Below are 14,213 nucleotides of genomic sequence, written 5' to 3'. Positions count from 1 at the left end.
GGATCGAAGCCAGTCTGTGATTAAGAGTTAGGAGCGGTTCGTGGGCTGCCGATGCGCCGCGCCGTGCCGTACCGACGGCGTGCGGCGAACAGCACGCTGGCGATCAGGCTCAGGTAGATCAGGATGCTGGCCGCGGCGAATGCCATGACCGTCTGACCAGCCTGTTGCAGCAACAGCGCGCCGGCCATCAAGGCGGCAATGCGCAGCACGGTGCTGAGCAGTTCAAAGGCGAGAAACTGGCCCTGCAGGGCGAGGGCGGGCACGGCCACCGCGCAGGGGCGGCTGACGAAGATCATGTACTCGGCCAGGGCCAGCCAGCGCGCGTACTCGCCCGCCGCTGCCCATTGCTCGCCGAACGCCAGTGCAAATAGCTGGGGACCGAAGCAGAACACCAGGGCAAAGGGCAACAGGCCCACCAGGGCCAGCGCTGCCGTGGCCTTGGCCAGCATGGCGGCTACCGGCTGGCGCTCATGCACAGCCGCGCTGATGCGCGGGTAATAGACATCAGCCACCGATTTGCCGAGCAGTTGCGTCGGCACGTTCAACGCCTGCTTGCACAGGGCAAAGAAGCCTGCGGCCACGGGCCCGAAAAATACTGCAAGCACCAGTGTCGGCAAGTTCTGCGACACCGCATTGATGAGCATCTGCGGTGCGCGGTACTGCGGAAAGTCGTGATAGCGCGCTGCAAGCTCGCGCAGGCTGTGCGGCGGCTCGACGGTCGCATCGGTAGCCTGCGCGAGCGGGCTGCGACGCAGCCTCCAGTTGAGCATCAGGGTATGCAGCAGCGGCCCGCAGGCAGTGCTCAGCAACAGCACCGCAGGGCTGGCATGCAACAGGCCGGCACCGATGCGCAGCCCGTTGTAGGCAACGGCATGCTGCACCGCGACGCCGGCAGTGAGGCGGTAGCACTGTTTGCGAATCAGCCATTGCTGAGTCACTTCGAGTGCGGCACTGGCCACCAGTACCAGCGGCAGCAGCATCAGAAAAGGGGTGATCTGAGTCACTTCTGCCTGTATGGCAAGCGCTTCGCCAAACAGGGCAATCAAGCCGGCCGCGACTACGGCGAAGCCGACGGCCACCAACAGAGACAGATGAATCAGACCACGGGCATCGGCATCGCGCTTGGGCAGCACGATGGCAATGGGATAGGTGAGGGCGGCAATCGGAATGACCATGAACGCCAGGCTCATGAACACTCCCAGCATGCCATACGCCTGTGGTCCGTAGAGACGGGTGATCACCGGTATCAGTAGCAGGGTGATCACCTGTGCCCCAGCGGTTCCGGACGCCACGGTCGCGATGTTGCGCAACACGGGGCTGCGCAACATCGCCCTGGCGGCTGCGCAGAAGCGCGTCCGAAGGGCGGCGGGGGCGGTGACTTCAGGTTCCATGACGTCCACTGTCGTAGGGATCTCAGCCGTTCACTTGCTTACGGCCGATGCCGTAATAATCGAAGCCTTCGCGGTTCACCTGGCCGAGGTCGTACTGGTTGCGCCCGTCGATGATCACCGGCTGTTTGAGCAGCTTCTTCAGCGCCTTGAAGTCAGGGCGACGGAACGGCTTCCACTCGGTGACCAGCACCAGGGCGTCGGCGTCGATGGCGGCCTCGTACTGGCCGTCGACGATCTGCAGGCGACCTTCGCTGAACCAGTGCTCCGGGAACTCGCGCGCGGCGGTTTCGCGGGCGATCGGGTCGAAGGCTTTGACCTTGGCACCGGCGTTGATCAGGCTGTTGATCAGCACCACGCTGGGTGCTTCACGCATGTCGTCGGTGCCGGGCTTGAACGCCAGGCCCCAGACCGCGAAGGTGCGGCCCTTGAGGTCGCCGTCGAAGTGGGCGGCCAGCTTGTTGAACAGCGACTGCTTCTGCTGGTCGTTGCGGGCCTCGACAGCCTGCAGCAGCTTGGGCTCGAAGTCGTTCTGGTGAGCGATGCTGATCAGCGCCTTGACGTCCTTCGGGAAGCACGAGCCGCCGTAGCCGCAGCCGGCATAAATGAAGTGGTAGCCGATGCGCTGGTCGGAGCCGATGCCCAGGCGCACGTTCTCGATGTCCACGTCGAGGCGGTCGCAGAGGCTGGCGATCTCGTTCATGAAGGAGATCTTGGTGGCCAGCATGGCGTTGGCCGCGTACTTGGTCATTTCCGCATCGCGCACGCCCATGAACTTGATGCGCGGATTGTTGCGGATGAAGGGGGCGTACAGCTCGCTCATCACCTGGCGGGCGCGCTCGCTGTCGGTACCGATGATGATGCGGTCCGGGTGCATGAAGTCGTCGACCGCGGCGCCTTCCTTGAGGAATTCAGGGTTGGAGACCACATCGAAGCTGATGTTCTTGCCGCGCAGCTCGAGCTGTTCGAGGATCTCGGCGCGTACCAGGTCGGCGGTGCCCACCGGCACGGTGGACTTGTTGATCACGGTGGTGTGGCGGGTCATCAGGCTGCCGATCTGGCGCGCCACTTCCAGCACGTAGCGCAGGTCGGCCGAGCCGTCTTCACCGGGCGGCGTGCCGACGGCGATGAAGATGATGTCCGATTGCTCCATCGCTTCCGGCAGTGCGGTGGTGAACAGCAGGCGACCGGCCTCGAAGTTCTCTTCCACCACGGTTTCCAGACCCGGCTCGTAAATCGGCAGGATGCCTTTCTTGAGTTTCTCGATCTTTTTCGGATCGACATCCACGCAGACAACCGTGTTGCCCATCTCGGCGATGCAGGCGCCGGTGACGAGGCCGACGTAGCCGGTTCCAACGACAGTGATATTCATGGATAAACTTTCCTTGAGTGAGCGTTAATCGTTACGTGCGCCAAAGGGGCGCGTTCAGTAAATATCGCGCGAGAACAGGGTGAAGGGCGTCTTCACCAGGATCTTGATGTCCAGCCAGAGGGACCAGTTGTTGATGTAGGCCAGGTCCTTCTCCACGCGCTGCTGCATTTTTTCCAGGGTTTCGGTTTCACCACGGTGACCGGTCACCTGGGCGAGGCCGGTGATGCCGGGCTTGAGGCGGTGACGGGCCATGTAGGCGAGGATCTTGTCGCTGTAGTAGTTGTTGTGGGCCACGGCGTGCGGGCGCGGACCAACCAGGGACATCTCGCCGCGCAGCACGTTGATCAGCTGCGGCAACTCGTCGATCGAGGTGCGGCGCAGGAAGCGGCCGACTGGAGTGATGCGCGGGTCTTCACGGGTCGCCTGCTTGACGACCTTGTCGTCATGCATGCGCATCGAGCGGAATTTCCACACCAGGATCACCCCGCCGTTCCAGCCATGACGCGGCTGCAGGAAGAACACCGGGCCGGGCGAGGAGAGCTTCACGGCCATGGCCGCGACGAGGAACACCGGGCTCAGGGCCACCAGCGCCAGGAAGGCCAGGGTGCGGTCCATCAGTTCCTTGCTGAACACCGCAGCCGGATGCGAGCTGATCGGGCTTTCGTTGAGGTAGATGGCCGGCAGCTGCTCGATCTGCGAGATCGACTGGTTGAGCAGCGGCATGCTGCCGAAGTCGGGCACCCAGACCACGTCGACGCTCATGTCCAGCAGGTCGATGTACAGCTTCTCGATGTGCGAGATCTCGTCCAGGGTCAGGGCGATGTACACGCGGCGCACGCCATGCTGCTCGGTGACGTCACGCAGTTCCTGCAGCTTGCCGAGGATCGGGAAACGGCCGTCCTGGGTCTGGGCGTCGTCGCTGGAGGCGATCAGGCCGACCAGGGGCACGCGGTTGTTGGTGGTCAGGCGCTCGGCCAGTTCATGGGCCTTCTCGCCCGAGCCGATGATCAGCGAGACACGCTCGTTGCGAAGCTTCTCCGAGTGCAGGCGGGCGAAGTAGCGCAGCGGGATGAAGGCGATGGCCTGGGCCAGGAAGCCCAGCAGCGCCCACTCGCGCATGATCTCGAAGGAGAAGCGATCCAGGCTCTGGCTGAAGTAGGCGATGAACAGCAGGCCGGCCAGTAGCGTCAGCCAGCCGGCCAACAGGTGAGCCAGGCCGGTCAGGTAGCCGAAGCGCTTGTGATAGACGCGCAGCATGCCATAGGCTGGTACCGAGCCCAGCACCGTGAGGACGATCAGCAGGCGGTACTCGGTGGGCACGTCACCGTAGCGCTGAACGACCAGGTAGCAGAGCAGCATGCTGACCAGAGTAATGGCGCAGGTCCATTGACCCCAGAACGTGAGTCCCCTGCGGTTCTCGGCAGGATTGATCCGTTTGGAAATCATTTGCGGCGATCCTCGTGCAAATCTTCGATGAAGTGAGTGGCCTCCGGAGAACGCACGAGAGGCGACATGTCCTTGGTTGAAGCGGTGGCGGGCGTGCCCAGGGTCGTGCAGCGCATCAGCGCCTGCTGAAAGGGTTGCGCCCTGAAACTGAACTCTCGACGCATGGTTTTCCAACCTCCAACAAATACGAATCCTGCGGCCTGAACCGACAGGCACGCGTTATCAGGCAGTCAACTAAGCGAAATGCTGGTGTGCGATGCGCCAGGGCGTGTCGATGACCAGACGTTCGGCCTCTCTCTCGCCCAGGATCCGGGCGGCTTGCAGGAGACCTTCTTGTAATAGGGGAGGGCGGTGATCCAGGTTGTGGGCATCAGTCGCCATAATGCTGACCACGCGATTGCTCAGCAGTTCGTGAGCCAGGTGCATTGCCCGTTCGCCAAAACGACCAGCGGCAGAGCCGGCCGTTACCTGCAGCAGGCAGCCCTGTTCGATGAACGGTTTGAGCTTGCTCGGGTTGTTCATCAGCGCCTTGTTGCGCTCCGGATGCGCGATGATCGGCACCACGCCCCTGTCCAGCAGCCATTGGGTCAGACGTTCGGCGCCAAAGGGCATTTCCCCGTGGGGAAACTCCAGCAGCAGTACCTTCTTGCCTTCCCATTGGCCGAGAAACGGAATGCTGCCGTCCAGCACACGTGTCATCAGCTCGCCGGAGAAGCGCACCTCGGCGGCGGCAGCGACCTTCAGGTCGATGCCCGCCTCCTGCAGCGCGGTGTTGAAGCGGCTGCAGGCCTCGGCGATGGTACGGCTGTCGTTGTCATAGCGGCCGATATGGATGTGCGGCGTGCAGACCACATGGCTGATGCCGTTGTCCACTGCCAGGCGGGCCATGTCCAGCGCGGTCGGCAGGTCTGCCGGGCCGTCGTCGATGCCCGGCAGCAGGTGGTTATGCAGATCGATCATCAAACACCTCCTGCTGTCATGCACTGGTGGGTCATGGCGGTTATCAGGCCTTGCGGTCGCTGTAGCCGTAATGGTCGTAGTAGCCGGAGTAGTCGCCGGAGCGCGCCGCCTTTTGCACGTCTACCTGGTTGAGCACCACACCCATCACCGAAGCACCGCTCTGCAACAGGTGGCCGACGCCACGCTGGGCCAGGGGAATGGAAGTGCCGTCGGCTTTGACCACGTAGATCACCGCATCGGCGAAGGTGGACAGCAGCACGGCATCGCTCACGGCCTGGCTGGGTGGCGAATCGATGATGATGTGGTCGTAACGCTCCTTGATCATGTCCAGGAACTTGGCGAAGCGCGGCGAGGCCAGCAGTTCCAGTGGGTTCGGCGGTACCGCGCCGGCCGGCAGCATGTCCAGGTTGGTGCCCATGTTGTGAATGCACTCCTCGACCTTGGCGCTGCCGGTGATCAGGTTGGCCAGGCCCGGGGTGCCGACCGGGAAGTCGAAGCTCTTGGCCAGGGTCGGGCGGCGCAGGTCGGCGTCGATCAGCAGCACCCGTTGCAGCTGGCTGAGGGCGAATGCCATGTTGGCCACCAGGGTGCTCTTGCCTTCGCCCGGTGACGAGGAGGTGACCACCAGAACCTTCTGCGAGCGGTTGGTATCGGCCAGCATCAGGCTGGTGCGAATGGTACGGATCGACTCGCAGAAGCGCGGATCCTCGCCATGCTCGAACAGGTGCGCGGCGGTGTATTTGGCGTTGTTGGCGATCAGCGGAACGATGCCCAGTACCGGCAGGTTCAGCTTGGTCTCCACGTCGTCGGCGCTCTTGAAGGTGTTGTTGAGGAAATCGCGGACGATGGCCAGGGCCATGGCGAATACCAGGGCGAGACCGGCGGCCAGGACGATCAGCAGCTTCTGGTTCGGCGCGGCCGGCTGCAGCGGGGCGATGGCCTGGTCGATGATGCGTGCGTTGCTGGAGTTGACGTCCTGGGTGGCTGCGGTTTCGCGCAGGCGGGTCATGAAGGTCTCGTACAGCGAGCGGTTGCTTTCCACGTCGCGGGTCAGCTCACGCACCTTGAATTCCTTGCGCGAGATGTCCTGGATCTGCTCCTTGTTCTTGTCGAACGAGGCGTTCAGCGAGTTCTCGTTGGCCACGGCCAGCTGGTAGTTGCGCTCGATGCTGGCGACCACCTGCTCGACCTGGGCACGCAGGCTGGCCGAGGCAGCACTGAGGTCGGACTTCGCCGCGAGCATCGCCGGGTGACGATCACCGTAGCGACGCGACAGCTCCTCGACCTTGGCACGGGCACGGGCTTCCTCGGACTTGAACTGCTGGATCAGCGGGTTGCCGAGCACGGCCGGCACGCTGGCCAGGCGGCGCCAGTCGCCACTGCCCATGGACTGCACCTGACGGTACTGGCTTTCGGCCTCGGCGCGCTGGCGACGGGCGTCGATCATGCGATCGCCGGTCAGCGACAGTTCGTTGTTGCTGATGGTGGCCACGCCGTTGACGTCCACCAGGCCTTCGGCCTCGCGGTAGGCCTGCAGGCGGTTCTCGGCTTCCTGCAGCGAGCTGCGCAGCTCGGTCAGGCGGGTGTTCATCCAGGTGGTGGCCGACAGTGACATTTCCATCTGTGCTTCGAGCTGGCTGTCGATGTAGTTGCTGGCCAGGGAGTTGGCGATGGCCGCGGCGGTCAGTCGGTCCGGCAGGTCGACGGAGATATTGACCAGCTGGCTCTTGCCTTCGACCCAGATGTTGGTGCGATCCATGAGGATCTTGGTGACGATGTCGAGCAGCTCGGCTTCGGTCATCGGCTTGGCCGGCTCGGGCTCGTCCACCAGGCCGGTGATCGACAGGGCGCTCTGCAGGCCGCGGGCGATGCCGCCGAAATTGATTAGCGGCTGGGGCTGCTGACGGGGGTCGAAGTCCGGGTGCTCGGTAAGGTTGAGCTCACGCACCACCTTCTCGGCCACCACGCGGCTCTTGATCAGGCCGAGCTGGGTCTGCAGGTATTCGTTGACCGCACCGGTGGTGTCGGTGACCTGCTGGAAGGACACCAGCTGGGTGCCCTTGGTCTCGATCATCACCGTGGCGACGGCGCGGTAGATCGGCGTCATGCGGGAGACGGCAACCGCGGTGATCAGGGTGACCACCACGACGAACAGGGCGATGGCCCACTTGCGCATCCATACGGCATTCCAGATGCGCCGCAGGTCGATGTAATCGCTATCTGCTTCCGAGGGCGAGGGCTGCCACTGTCGGATCGTTCGTGCAGGACTGTTCATATTCAGAAGAACCCTTGATCGATGGTGATGGTGTCACCCGGCTTGACGAGGGTGTCGAGCGTGGCTTTTTCCGAGGCGCGGGATTCGCCCGTGCCGCGTGCGATGGTGATGCGTTTGGTCGAAGCGCGTTCGGTCAGGCCGCCAGCCAGTGCAATGGCTCGGTCCAGGGTCAGGCCGGGCTGATAGGGGTAGCCACCGGGGGCTTTCACCTCACCGCTGATATAGAACTCGCGGTAGGTGGTGACGGCGACCGAGACCCGCGGGTCGACCAGGTAGCCGTCGGCCTTCAGGCGTTCGGTAAGGATGCGTTCGATGTCGGCTGCGGTCTTGTCGCTGGCCTCGATCGCCCCCAGGAACGGGTAGGAGAAGGTGCCGGCATCGTTGAGGCGGATCTCCTCGAAGGACAGATCGGGCTCGCCGAAGACACTGATCTTGATCACGTCGCCAGAGCTCAGTCGATACTGCGGGTTGGCCTGTGCGCCGGCTGCGAATGCGAGCATCAGCAGCAGCGAGAAGGCTTTGAACAGATGGTGGACTGACATCCGCATACTCCTTGTAGTTGCTTGATCATCAGGCGCCGGGAAAAGGGCGCCCGCCGCTCGCCTGCAAGGGCAAACGGAAAAGGGTTGATAAGGGTGGTGACGCCTGCGTCACCCTGTTGAGGAGCCCGGGTGTTAGAGGCTCAAGCTCAACGACAGCTGATAGATGTTCCGGTCATAGGATTTCTCCCGCACGCTCGAATCGTTTTCGGTGTGGCGGTAACCCAGTGATACATCAGCCCAGCGCAGCGGCGAGTAGGTCAGCTCCAGGCCATAGCCGGTGCGGTCATCCTGGCGCTCGATCGCCTTGTAATCGCGCTCGGAGTAGCGGTAGAACAGCTCCGAACTGATGAAGGCCGACCATTCATGCTCCCAGCTCAGGCGCGTGGTGGTGTCCTGTACCGTGCTCGCCCCGTCGTCGCCTTCGTCGAAGGCGCGGCGGGTGTTGAGTTTGACGACGGAGTAAGTACGCGGTTCCCAGGCTACACCCACTTCCCACATCGGGCTGGTGTAGTCCTCGCGGCTGCTGCTGTCGAAGTTCTTGCGCTCGGCACCCAGGCGCAGGGTGCCGGAAGTCCTGGCGGTGGCGTCCCAGGTGGCACCGAACAACAGCGCATCGTTGGTGCTGTCACGGTCGCTGTCGCGGCGCACATAGTCGTGGTTGGTATGGCGCAGCTCGACCAGCGAGCGGGTGCTGCCGCCAAGACGGTGGTACCAGACGGTATTGAAAGTGGTGCTGTCGCGTTCCTCGTCGGCGTTCAGGCCGCCGCCGTTGCGATAGCGGATGGACTCATAGTTGGTACCGAAGTCCAGCTGGTTGAGCCCGGTCTGGGTGCCGTAGGTGTAGACGGCGCCGGCCACGGCGCGGTCGTACTTGTCGTTCTCGTTGTCGTCGGGGTCGGCCAGGTCGGTGGTTTCCTCGACGCGGTGGTAGCCCAGGTTCCAGCGCAGGCGGTTGCGCGAGTTGAACTCCATGACGCTGCGAAAGCGCAGGTGATGATCAGTATGGCTGGCGCGATCATCTGAGTGGTAGTTCTGGTCGTCGAACTCGTACTCGAGCTGGTAACCGGTGTTGCGGGTTTCGGCGCTGAGCAGGAATTTGGGGTTGATGCTGGTGATCCACGAGGAGCGGGCCCCGTCGCGCAGGCCGCGGTAGTTGTCGTCGTAGCTTTCGCCGACGTCCAGGGTTGGCGTGAACTCGAACCCAGCCAGGTCGATGTGTTGTGGGTCGGTTGCCCAGCTGGCTGTAGACAGCGTACCTGCTAATGAAGCCGTCAGTATCTTGGTGAGTTTCATGGTGCCAAATCCCTTCCCGGGGTCTATCGCTTGGTGTGGAGAGCCGCTCGGCATTGCGACGAGAGGGGCTGGCATGGGGATGTCAGTTACCTATCGCATTGACTTGCGGCCATTTTTCATGAGTCATTGGTTGTCGCCTCTTGATAGAAGTTCCCTGGTGGCAGAGAAACTGGTCACAGCCGAAGCGATAAAAAAATATGGAACTTAAATGCCATGGGATCGACCGTGGCGGCGATGTGCACCATTAAGGCTTCTCGGCTCGCGCCTGCCCTCAACCCTCATGGTGACGGTGCCAGCTTATAAAAAGATGAAATTCAGGACGCCGTCATATTAAGTGCGAGTTTGCATGGTGGCGAAGACGGGTTACAGGATTGTTAACGAAAGGCAATATCTGTGCCTGTAGGAGGGTGCGCCGCAAGAAAGAGGTCTTCAGGAGCTACCAATGTTTGTCGCTCATGCACAGCGCACAGTAGTTGCCCCGGCAGCTATATTAGGGTTTGCTCTGGTGCCAGACTATAAATAGGCCCGCCATGGTTCTGGCTAGTGAAGGGGTGGCCTGGCTTGTAAAGTAGCGAAAAAATGGCGCCATTTATATGTTGGGTCCCCGCTTCATTTCGGGCGAGTTTTTTAATATTGTGAAGTGCACCGAAATAACTGATTTCTAACTATATATCCCCGGTGCCCTGGAGCCGGAATTTCGCCGTCGAGGGCAGCTCGAGCCCTTACTGGTGGCGGCTCTGGTTTATGCGCATCCTGTCATGTTTTGCACCGATCAGGTACGCGGCACCTTGCTCGCGCTGCACAATAGTGCGCCTTGATCGCCGCGCCTCAGCGAGTTGTGCAGCCCTGCCGGCAGACAGAGGTTGAATCCGATAGACGGTTGATAGACTTGTGCGGGCAGTTGTTTTTTATCTACCGGGAACATGCATAGTAAACCCCGTTGAGTGAGCTCGGAAAGTTCCCCGCTGAATTGTAAGCATTTTTATGGCGCCTGTTTTTTGTAGAGGCGGCGGTTTGTCGGGCATGTAATCGGTTCGTTTGAACCGATTAGGCGATGGCATATCTTCTTTAGGCAATCTAGCGCTAAAAAAGAAGGGCCGTGGTGGCTAAGAGATATCAATTGTGATTAGGATGACCTGTCATGTCGCATATATATGCAGTGGTTCTGACCTATAACCGCAAGGATCTGCTCAAGCGATGCCTGGAGGCGGTGTCTACCCAAACCAGACCCTGCGACGGCATCATCGTTATTGATAACGCCAGTTCCGACGGCAGCGAACAGATGGTGCTGGATCTGGCCTTGCCCCATCTCGAGCTCTATGTGCTTTCGCAGAACGTCGGAGCTTCAGGCGGGTTCAACGCGGGGTTTCGCATTGCCTATCAACGCGGCGCCGATTTCATCTGGATGATGGACGACGACGTGATTCCCAGTCCGGATGCGCTGCAACGATTGGTCGAGGCCGACGAACTGCTTGCGGCACGCGACATCAAACGCAGCTTCCTGCTGTCCGGCGCCTATACCCAGGATGGATTGGTCAACAACTCACCCGCCCTGGACCAGCGGCGCAACCGCATCGACTATGAGTGCTGGCCAGCCACTGTGGAACTCGGGGTGATGCCGGTATCACGCGCGACCTTCGTGTCCATCCTGGTGCCGAGGGTGACATTGACCGAGCATGGCGTGCCGATTAGCTCGATGTTCATCTGGGGCGAGGACACCGAGTTTACGCTGCGGGTAACTCGTGATGCCCCTGGCTACCTGGTAGGCGCCAGCAAGGTGCTGCACTTGCGCCAGGAGGGCGGGGGGGCAATCAATATCCGTACCGAAAAGAGCCCGGCCAGGATCCGCTATCACCGGCACTTCGTCCGCAACGAGTTGTTCATCACCCGCCGATACGCGAGCCGCCGTCGGTTACTGAAAATCCTCGCATATCGCCTGTGGGGCATAGGCAAGCTGCTGTTTGCAGGCGAGTTCTACAAAGCCCGCGTGATTCTTGCCGGGTTGTTGGAAGCACTGGCGTTCGCGCCACGGGTTGAACCGGCAGATGCGCCACTGGAAACGCTTCGCGTGCAGGTACGGCAGGCGGTGCAACCTGGCTTCGAGCTGACCGCACCTGCACCCGCCGAGGATTTGCAGCCGGTTTCCAGCTTGTTGCAGCCGGAAATGATGGTCCGCTCAATATAGCTTCCCGGTGCGGTCGGTTATCAGAGGCCAGGCCGCATCCTTTTCCGACAATGTCGTCACGGCGAGCGGCCAGTCGATCCCCAGACGTGCGTCGTTGTAGCGCAGGCCGCGCTCTGCGCTCGGTGTATAGGGCGTGGACACCAGATAGCTGACCTCCACATCGTCGCTCAGGGTCTGGAAGGAGTGCGCAAAACCCGGCGGCACATACAGTTGGCGATGATTATCGGCCGTCAACTCGAACGCCTGGTGCTGCAGGTAGGTGGAGGAGTCTTCGCGCAAATCCACGATCACGTCGAGGATGGCGCCACGGGTGCAGCGCACCAGCTTGGCTTCACCATAAGGTTGCATCTGGTAGTGCAGACCGCGCAGCGTGCCGCGGCGCTGCGAGCGGGAGGTGTTCTGCTGCACGAACCGGTTGATCAGGCCATGGCGTTCAAATTCTTCGGCGCAGAAGGTGCGCGCGAAGTAACCGCGTTCGTCACCGCGCAGTTCGAGCTCGATCAGCCAGGCGTCGTTGAGCGTGGTAGGGTGGAAAATCATGGGTGCTCCTGGTCGATGGTCGTGGGAACGCGCGGCGTACTGGCGGAATCGCCAGCGAACAGGCTTTCCTGCTCCGCGTAGAGTTGATCGACAAGGCGCCCTGCTGGGAACTGCACATCATCGAAAGTCAGCGCCGTGTCCTTGGCCACCGCACGTTTGAGCCTGCAGCCGAGCGCCAGTCCGATGGGCAGCAGGTTCTCGGCACGGATGGCCGTCATGTTCTCGGCAACACCATAGGCTTCGTAACCGCCAAAATCCGCGATGCTATCGCCCGGGGCCAGGTCTTTCTTGGCCACTGCGATCACGCCTACGCTCGGGGCCCCACTGGGTGTCAGCACGGGGTCGCCGAACAGCACGGCACGCGCCACCGAGTTGGGCACTTCGAAGTGGCACAGGTGATAGGGCGTGTAGAAGCTGTAATAGGGCCCCTTGCCGAGCTTGTAAAGCTCCAGATAATGGCGCTGTCTCGGGTTCTGCAACGTGCCGATGACGAACACCCCGGGACCGGGGCGGGCGCCTACCACGTAGTCGACCAAGCCCGGCTCATGGGCATCGAGGTGCGGCTCGAATGCTGCCAGGGTGTCCTCGATGGGTACCAGCGGCGCTCCCGGGTTGCCGCCGGAAAAGTCCGGGCCGAGCATGCCGCGGCGAGCGACACGCATGCCGGTGGCGTTGGCGACGATGGCCTGCTCGAAGGAAATCTTGGTGCCATCGGCGAACGAGGCGACCATTGCCGGCTTCTGGCCCCAGCGGCGGGCGAACTCCTGCTGTGTGGTCGGGTTGCGATAGGGGTCATGCAAACCCTTGATGTTGCCGCACAGCACGGGTTTTACGCCCAGCCCCGCGACAAACCGGTAGAGGTTCATCTGCACGCCCGGCTGATCGCCATCCGAGAAGGTGTAGATGACCCCGGCTTGATCGGCCTTGTGCTTGAGGATCGGGCCGATGGTGCCATCGAGCTCGGCATTCATCTGCACCACGTGCTTGCCGGCTTGCAGGGCGGCCAACACGGCATGGGCGGCGTACTCGATGGAGCCGGTCACTTCGATGATCGCATCCAGGCCCTCGGCGCGCGCCAGAGCCTGGGCATTTTCGGTGACTGCCGGCGTGCCCCTGGCGATGGCATGTTCCAGTTCGGCCTGGGTGTCGCAGCGCAGCGGCTCGATGCCGGCCTGGTCATACACCCCCACGGCGCTACCGATGTTGCGATTGGCCACGGCGCACAGGCGCATGCCGGGGGTGGCGGTGAGTATCTGCAGGGCAATGCCGCTACCCTGGAAGCCTGCGCCAATCATACCCACACGAATGGGGCGGCCCTCGGCCTCGCGTTTGGCCAGGGCGCTGTCAACGATGATCATCGGTGCGGCTCCTTCAGTCTTTCCACTGTTTCCATGGTGCGCCGCTGGCCCAGGCGCTTTCCAGGGTGATCTTGTCGCGCAGCGAATCCATGCTCTGCCAATAGCCGTCATGGTGATAGCTGCCGAGCATGTCGAGTTCGACCAGGCGATCCATGGGTTCGTTTTCCCAGGTGGTCTGGTCGCCGTCGATCAGCTCGAAAACCTCCGGCTGGCACACGAAGAAGCCGCCATTGATCAGGCCGCCATCGGCCGCGCCTTTCTCGCGAAAGGCCTCTACCCGACTGAGGTCTTCGTTGAGCCGCAACGCGCCGTAGCGCCCCGGCTGAGTGACGGCGGTCAGGGTGCACCAACGTTTCGAGGCCTGGTGCACCTCGACCAGTTGGCGGATGTTGACGTCGCTGACACCGTCGCCGTAGGTCAGGCAAAAGGGGCCATCACTGAGCAGGCGCATCGCGCGCTTGAGACGCCCGCCGGTCATCGAGTCGGCACCGGTGTCGAGCACGGTGACGCGCCAGTCCTCGCTGACGCTCTCCAGCCAGTCGATGCTGCCGGTCTTCAGATCGATGGTGTAGTCGGTTCGTTGGGCGCGGTAGTTGAGGAAGTAGTCGCGGATGTAGTCGACCTTGTAGCCGCCCAGTACCACGAAATCGTTGAAGCCGTGGTGAGCGTACATCTTCATGATGTGCCAGATGATCGGCCGTCCACCAATCTCAACCATCGGCTTGGGGCGCACCGTTGTTTCCTCGCTCAGCCGGGTGCCGAAGCCACCTGCAAAGATCGCTACTTTCATGATGTCATTGCTCTCTCGATGATTGGCGCTGAAATCGCGATGGGTCCGAAGGACCCCCAATACG

General features: G+C 62.0%; 12 protein-coding genes. 1 reads left to right on the top strand and 11 read right to left on the bottom strand.

Annotation, left to right across the window (positions count from 1 at the left end):
• Nucleotides 1-20: 20 nt before the first annotated feature.
• The 8 genes from SA190iCDA_RS17210 to SA190iCDA_RS17175 all read right to left on the bottom strand — a co-directional run bounded on the left by SA190iCDA_RS17210 (nucleotide 21) and on the right by SA190iCDA_RS17175 (nucleotide 9,276).
• The gene (locus SA190iCDA_RS17210) at nucleotides 21-1,391 is read right to left on the bottom strand and encodes a lipopolysaccharide biosynthesis protein (RefSeq protein WP_070885287.1); all 1,371 of its coding nucleotides are present in this window, start codon (nucleotides 1,389-1,391) and stop codon (nucleotides 21-23) included.
• Nucleotides 1,392-1,413: 22 nt separating this feature from the next.
• The gene (locus tag SA190iCDA_RS17205; protein ID WP_070885286.1) at nucleotides 1,414-2,760 is read right to left on the bottom strand and encodes a UDP-glucose dehydrogenase family protein; all 1,347 of its coding nucleotides are present in this window, start codon (nucleotides 2,758-2,760) and stop codon (nucleotides 1,414-1,416) included.
• 54 nt (nucleotides 2,761-2,814) lie between these two features.
• Nucleotides 2,815-4,206: an undecaprenyl-phosphate glucose phosphotransferase gene (locus SA190iCDA_RS17200; RefSeq protein WP_070885285.1), complete on the bottom strand. Its 1,392-nt coding sequence runs from the start codon at nucleotides 4,204-4,206 to the stop codon at nucleotides 2,815-2,817.
• The gene (locus SA190iCDA_RS17195) at nucleotides 4,203-4,370 is read right to left on the bottom strand and encodes a hypothetical protein (RefSeq protein ID WP_170833931.1); all 168 of its coding nucleotides are present in this window, start codon (nucleotides 4,368-4,370) and stop codon (nucleotides 4,203-4,205) included. The genes SA190iCDA_RS17200 and SA190iCDA_RS17195 overlap by 4 nt, the downstream gene beginning before the upstream one ends.
• Before the next feature lie 70 nt (nucleotides 4,371-4,440).
• Nucleotides 4,441-5,166, bottom strand: coding sequence for a tyrosine-protein phosphatase (locus tag SA190iCDA_RS17190; protein WP_070885284.1), 726 nt, complete (start codon nucleotides 5,164-5,166; stop codon nucleotides 4,441-4,443).
• Between the two features lie 43 nt (nucleotides 5,167-5,209).
• The gene (locus SA190iCDA_RS17185) at nucleotides 5,210-7,342 is read right to left on the bottom strand and encodes a GumC family protein (protein ID WP_236100877.1); all 2,133 of its coding nucleotides are present in this window, start codon (nucleotides 7,340-7,342) and stop codon (nucleotides 5,210-5,212) included.
• A 101-nt stretch (nucleotides 7,343-7,443) separates the two neighbouring features.
• Nucleotides 7,444-7,983 carry a polysaccharide biosynthesis/export family protein gene (locus tag SA190iCDA_RS17180; RefSeq protein ID WP_070885282.1) on the bottom strand — a complete coding sequence of 180 codons (540 nt, stop codon included), beginning with the start codon at nucleotides 7,981-7,983 and terminating at the stop codon, nucleotides 7,444-7,446.
• 132 nt (nucleotides 7,984-8,115) lie between these two features.
• Entirely contained in the window at nucleotides 8,116-9,276 is a 1,161-nt protein-coding gene (locus tag SA190iCDA_RS17175) for an outer membrane beta-barrel protein (RefSeq protein ID WP_070885281.1), read from the bottom strand.
• A gap of 1,141 nt (nucleotides 9,277-10,417) precedes the next feature.
• Between SA190iCDA_RS17175 and SA190iCDA_RS17170 the strand changes: the two genes are divergently transcribed.
• A complete protein-coding gene (locus SA190iCDA_RS17170; protein ID WP_070885280.1) occupies nucleotides 10,418-11,461 on the top strand; it encodes a glycosyltransferase family 2 protein in 1,044 nt (347 codons plus the stop codon).
• On the opposite strand, the gene rfbC is transcribed toward SA190iCDA_RS17170, so the two are convergent.
• The 3 genes from rfbC to rfbF are packed head-to-tail and all read right to left on the bottom strand — an operon-like array spanning nucleotide 11,453 to nucleotide 14,149.
• The gene (gene rfbC, locus SA190iCDA_RS17165) at nucleotides 11,453-12,001 is read right to left on the bottom strand and encodes a dTDP-4-dehydrorhamnose 3,5-epimerase (protein ID WP_070885279.1); all 549 of its coding nucleotides are present in this window, start codon (nucleotides 11,999-12,001) and stop codon (nucleotides 11,453-11,455) included. The two genes, SA190iCDA_RS17170 and rfbC, sit on opposite strands and share 9 nt — an antisense overlap.
• Nucleotides 11,998-13,359, bottom strand: a complete 1,362-nt coding sequence (locus tag SA190iCDA_RS17160; RefSeq protein WP_070885278.1) for an NAD(P)H-dependent oxidoreductase — start codon at nucleotides 13,357-13,359, stop codon at nucleotides 11,998-12,000. The genes rfbC and SA190iCDA_RS17160 overlap by 4 nt, the downstream gene beginning before the upstream one ends.
• A gap of 13 nt (nucleotides 13,360-13,372) precedes the next feature.
• Entirely contained in the window at nucleotides 13,373-14,149 is a 777-nt protein-coding gene (gene rfbF, locus SA190iCDA_RS17155) for a glucose-1-phosphate cytidylyltransferase (RefSeq protein WP_070885277.1), read from the bottom strand.
• Between the last annotated feature and the right edge of the window lie 64 nt (nucleotides 14,150-14,213).

This window comes from Pseudomonas argentinensis (genome assembly GCF_001839655.2).
Lineage (GTDB): Bacteria > Pseudomonadota > Gammaproteobacteria > Pseudomonadales > Pseudomonadaceae > Aquipseudomonas > Aquipseudomonas argentinensis_B.
This window is presented reverse-complemented; position numbering and strand designations above follow the sequence as displayed.

Excerpts from the sequence above, each read along its gene's own strand:
- SA190iCDA_RS17210 (WP_070885287.1), bottom strand. The coding sequence starts at position 1,391 with ATGGAACCTGAAGTCACCGCCCCCGCCGCCCTTCGGACGCGCTTCTGC.
- SA190iCDA_RS17205 (WP_070885286.1), bottom strand. The coding sequence starts at position 2,760 with ATGAATATCACTGTCGTTGGAACCGGCTACGTCGGCCTCGTCACCGGC.
- SA190iCDA_RS17200 (WP_070885285.1), bottom strand. The coding sequence starts at position 4,206 with ATGATTTCCAAACGGATCAATCCTGCCGAGAACCGCAGGGGACTCACG.
- SA190iCDA_RS17195 (WP_170833931.1), bottom strand. The coding sequence starts at position 4,370 with ATGCGTCGAGAGTTCAGTTTCAGGGCGCAACCCTTTCAGCAGGCGCTG.
- SA190iCDA_RS17190 (WP_070885284.1), bottom strand. The coding sequence starts at position 5,166 with ATGATCGATCTGCATAACCACCTGCTGCCGGGCATCGACGACGGCCCG.
- SA190iCDA_RS17185 (WP_236100877.1), bottom strand. The coding sequence starts at position 7,342 with ATGCGCAAGTGGGCCATCGCCCTGTTCGTCGTGGTGGTCACCCTGATC.
- SA190iCDA_RS17180 (WP_070885282.1), bottom strand. The coding sequence starts at position 7,983 with ATGTCAGTCCACCATCTGTTCAAAGCCTTCTCGCTGCTGCTGATGCTC.
- SA190iCDA_RS17175 (WP_070885281.1), bottom strand. The coding sequence starts at position 9,276 with ATGAAACTCACCAAGATACTGACGGCTTCATTAGCAGGTACGCTGTCT.
- SA190iCDA_RS17170 (WP_070885280.1), top strand. The coding sequence starts at position 10,418 with ATGTCGCATATATATGCAGTGGTTCTGACCTATAACCGCAAGGATCTG.
- rfbC (WP_070885279.1), bottom strand. The coding sequence starts at position 12,001 with ATGATTTTCCACCCTACCACGCTCAACGACGCCTGGCTGATCGAGCTC.
- SA190iCDA_RS17160 (WP_070885278.1), bottom strand. The coding sequence starts at position 13,359 with ATGATCATCGTTGACAGCGCCCTGGCCAAACGCGAGGCCGAGGGCCGC.
- rfbF (WP_070885277.1), bottom strand. The coding sequence starts at position 14,149 with ATGAAAGTAGCGATCTTTGCAGGTGGCTTCGGCACCCGGCTGAGCGAG.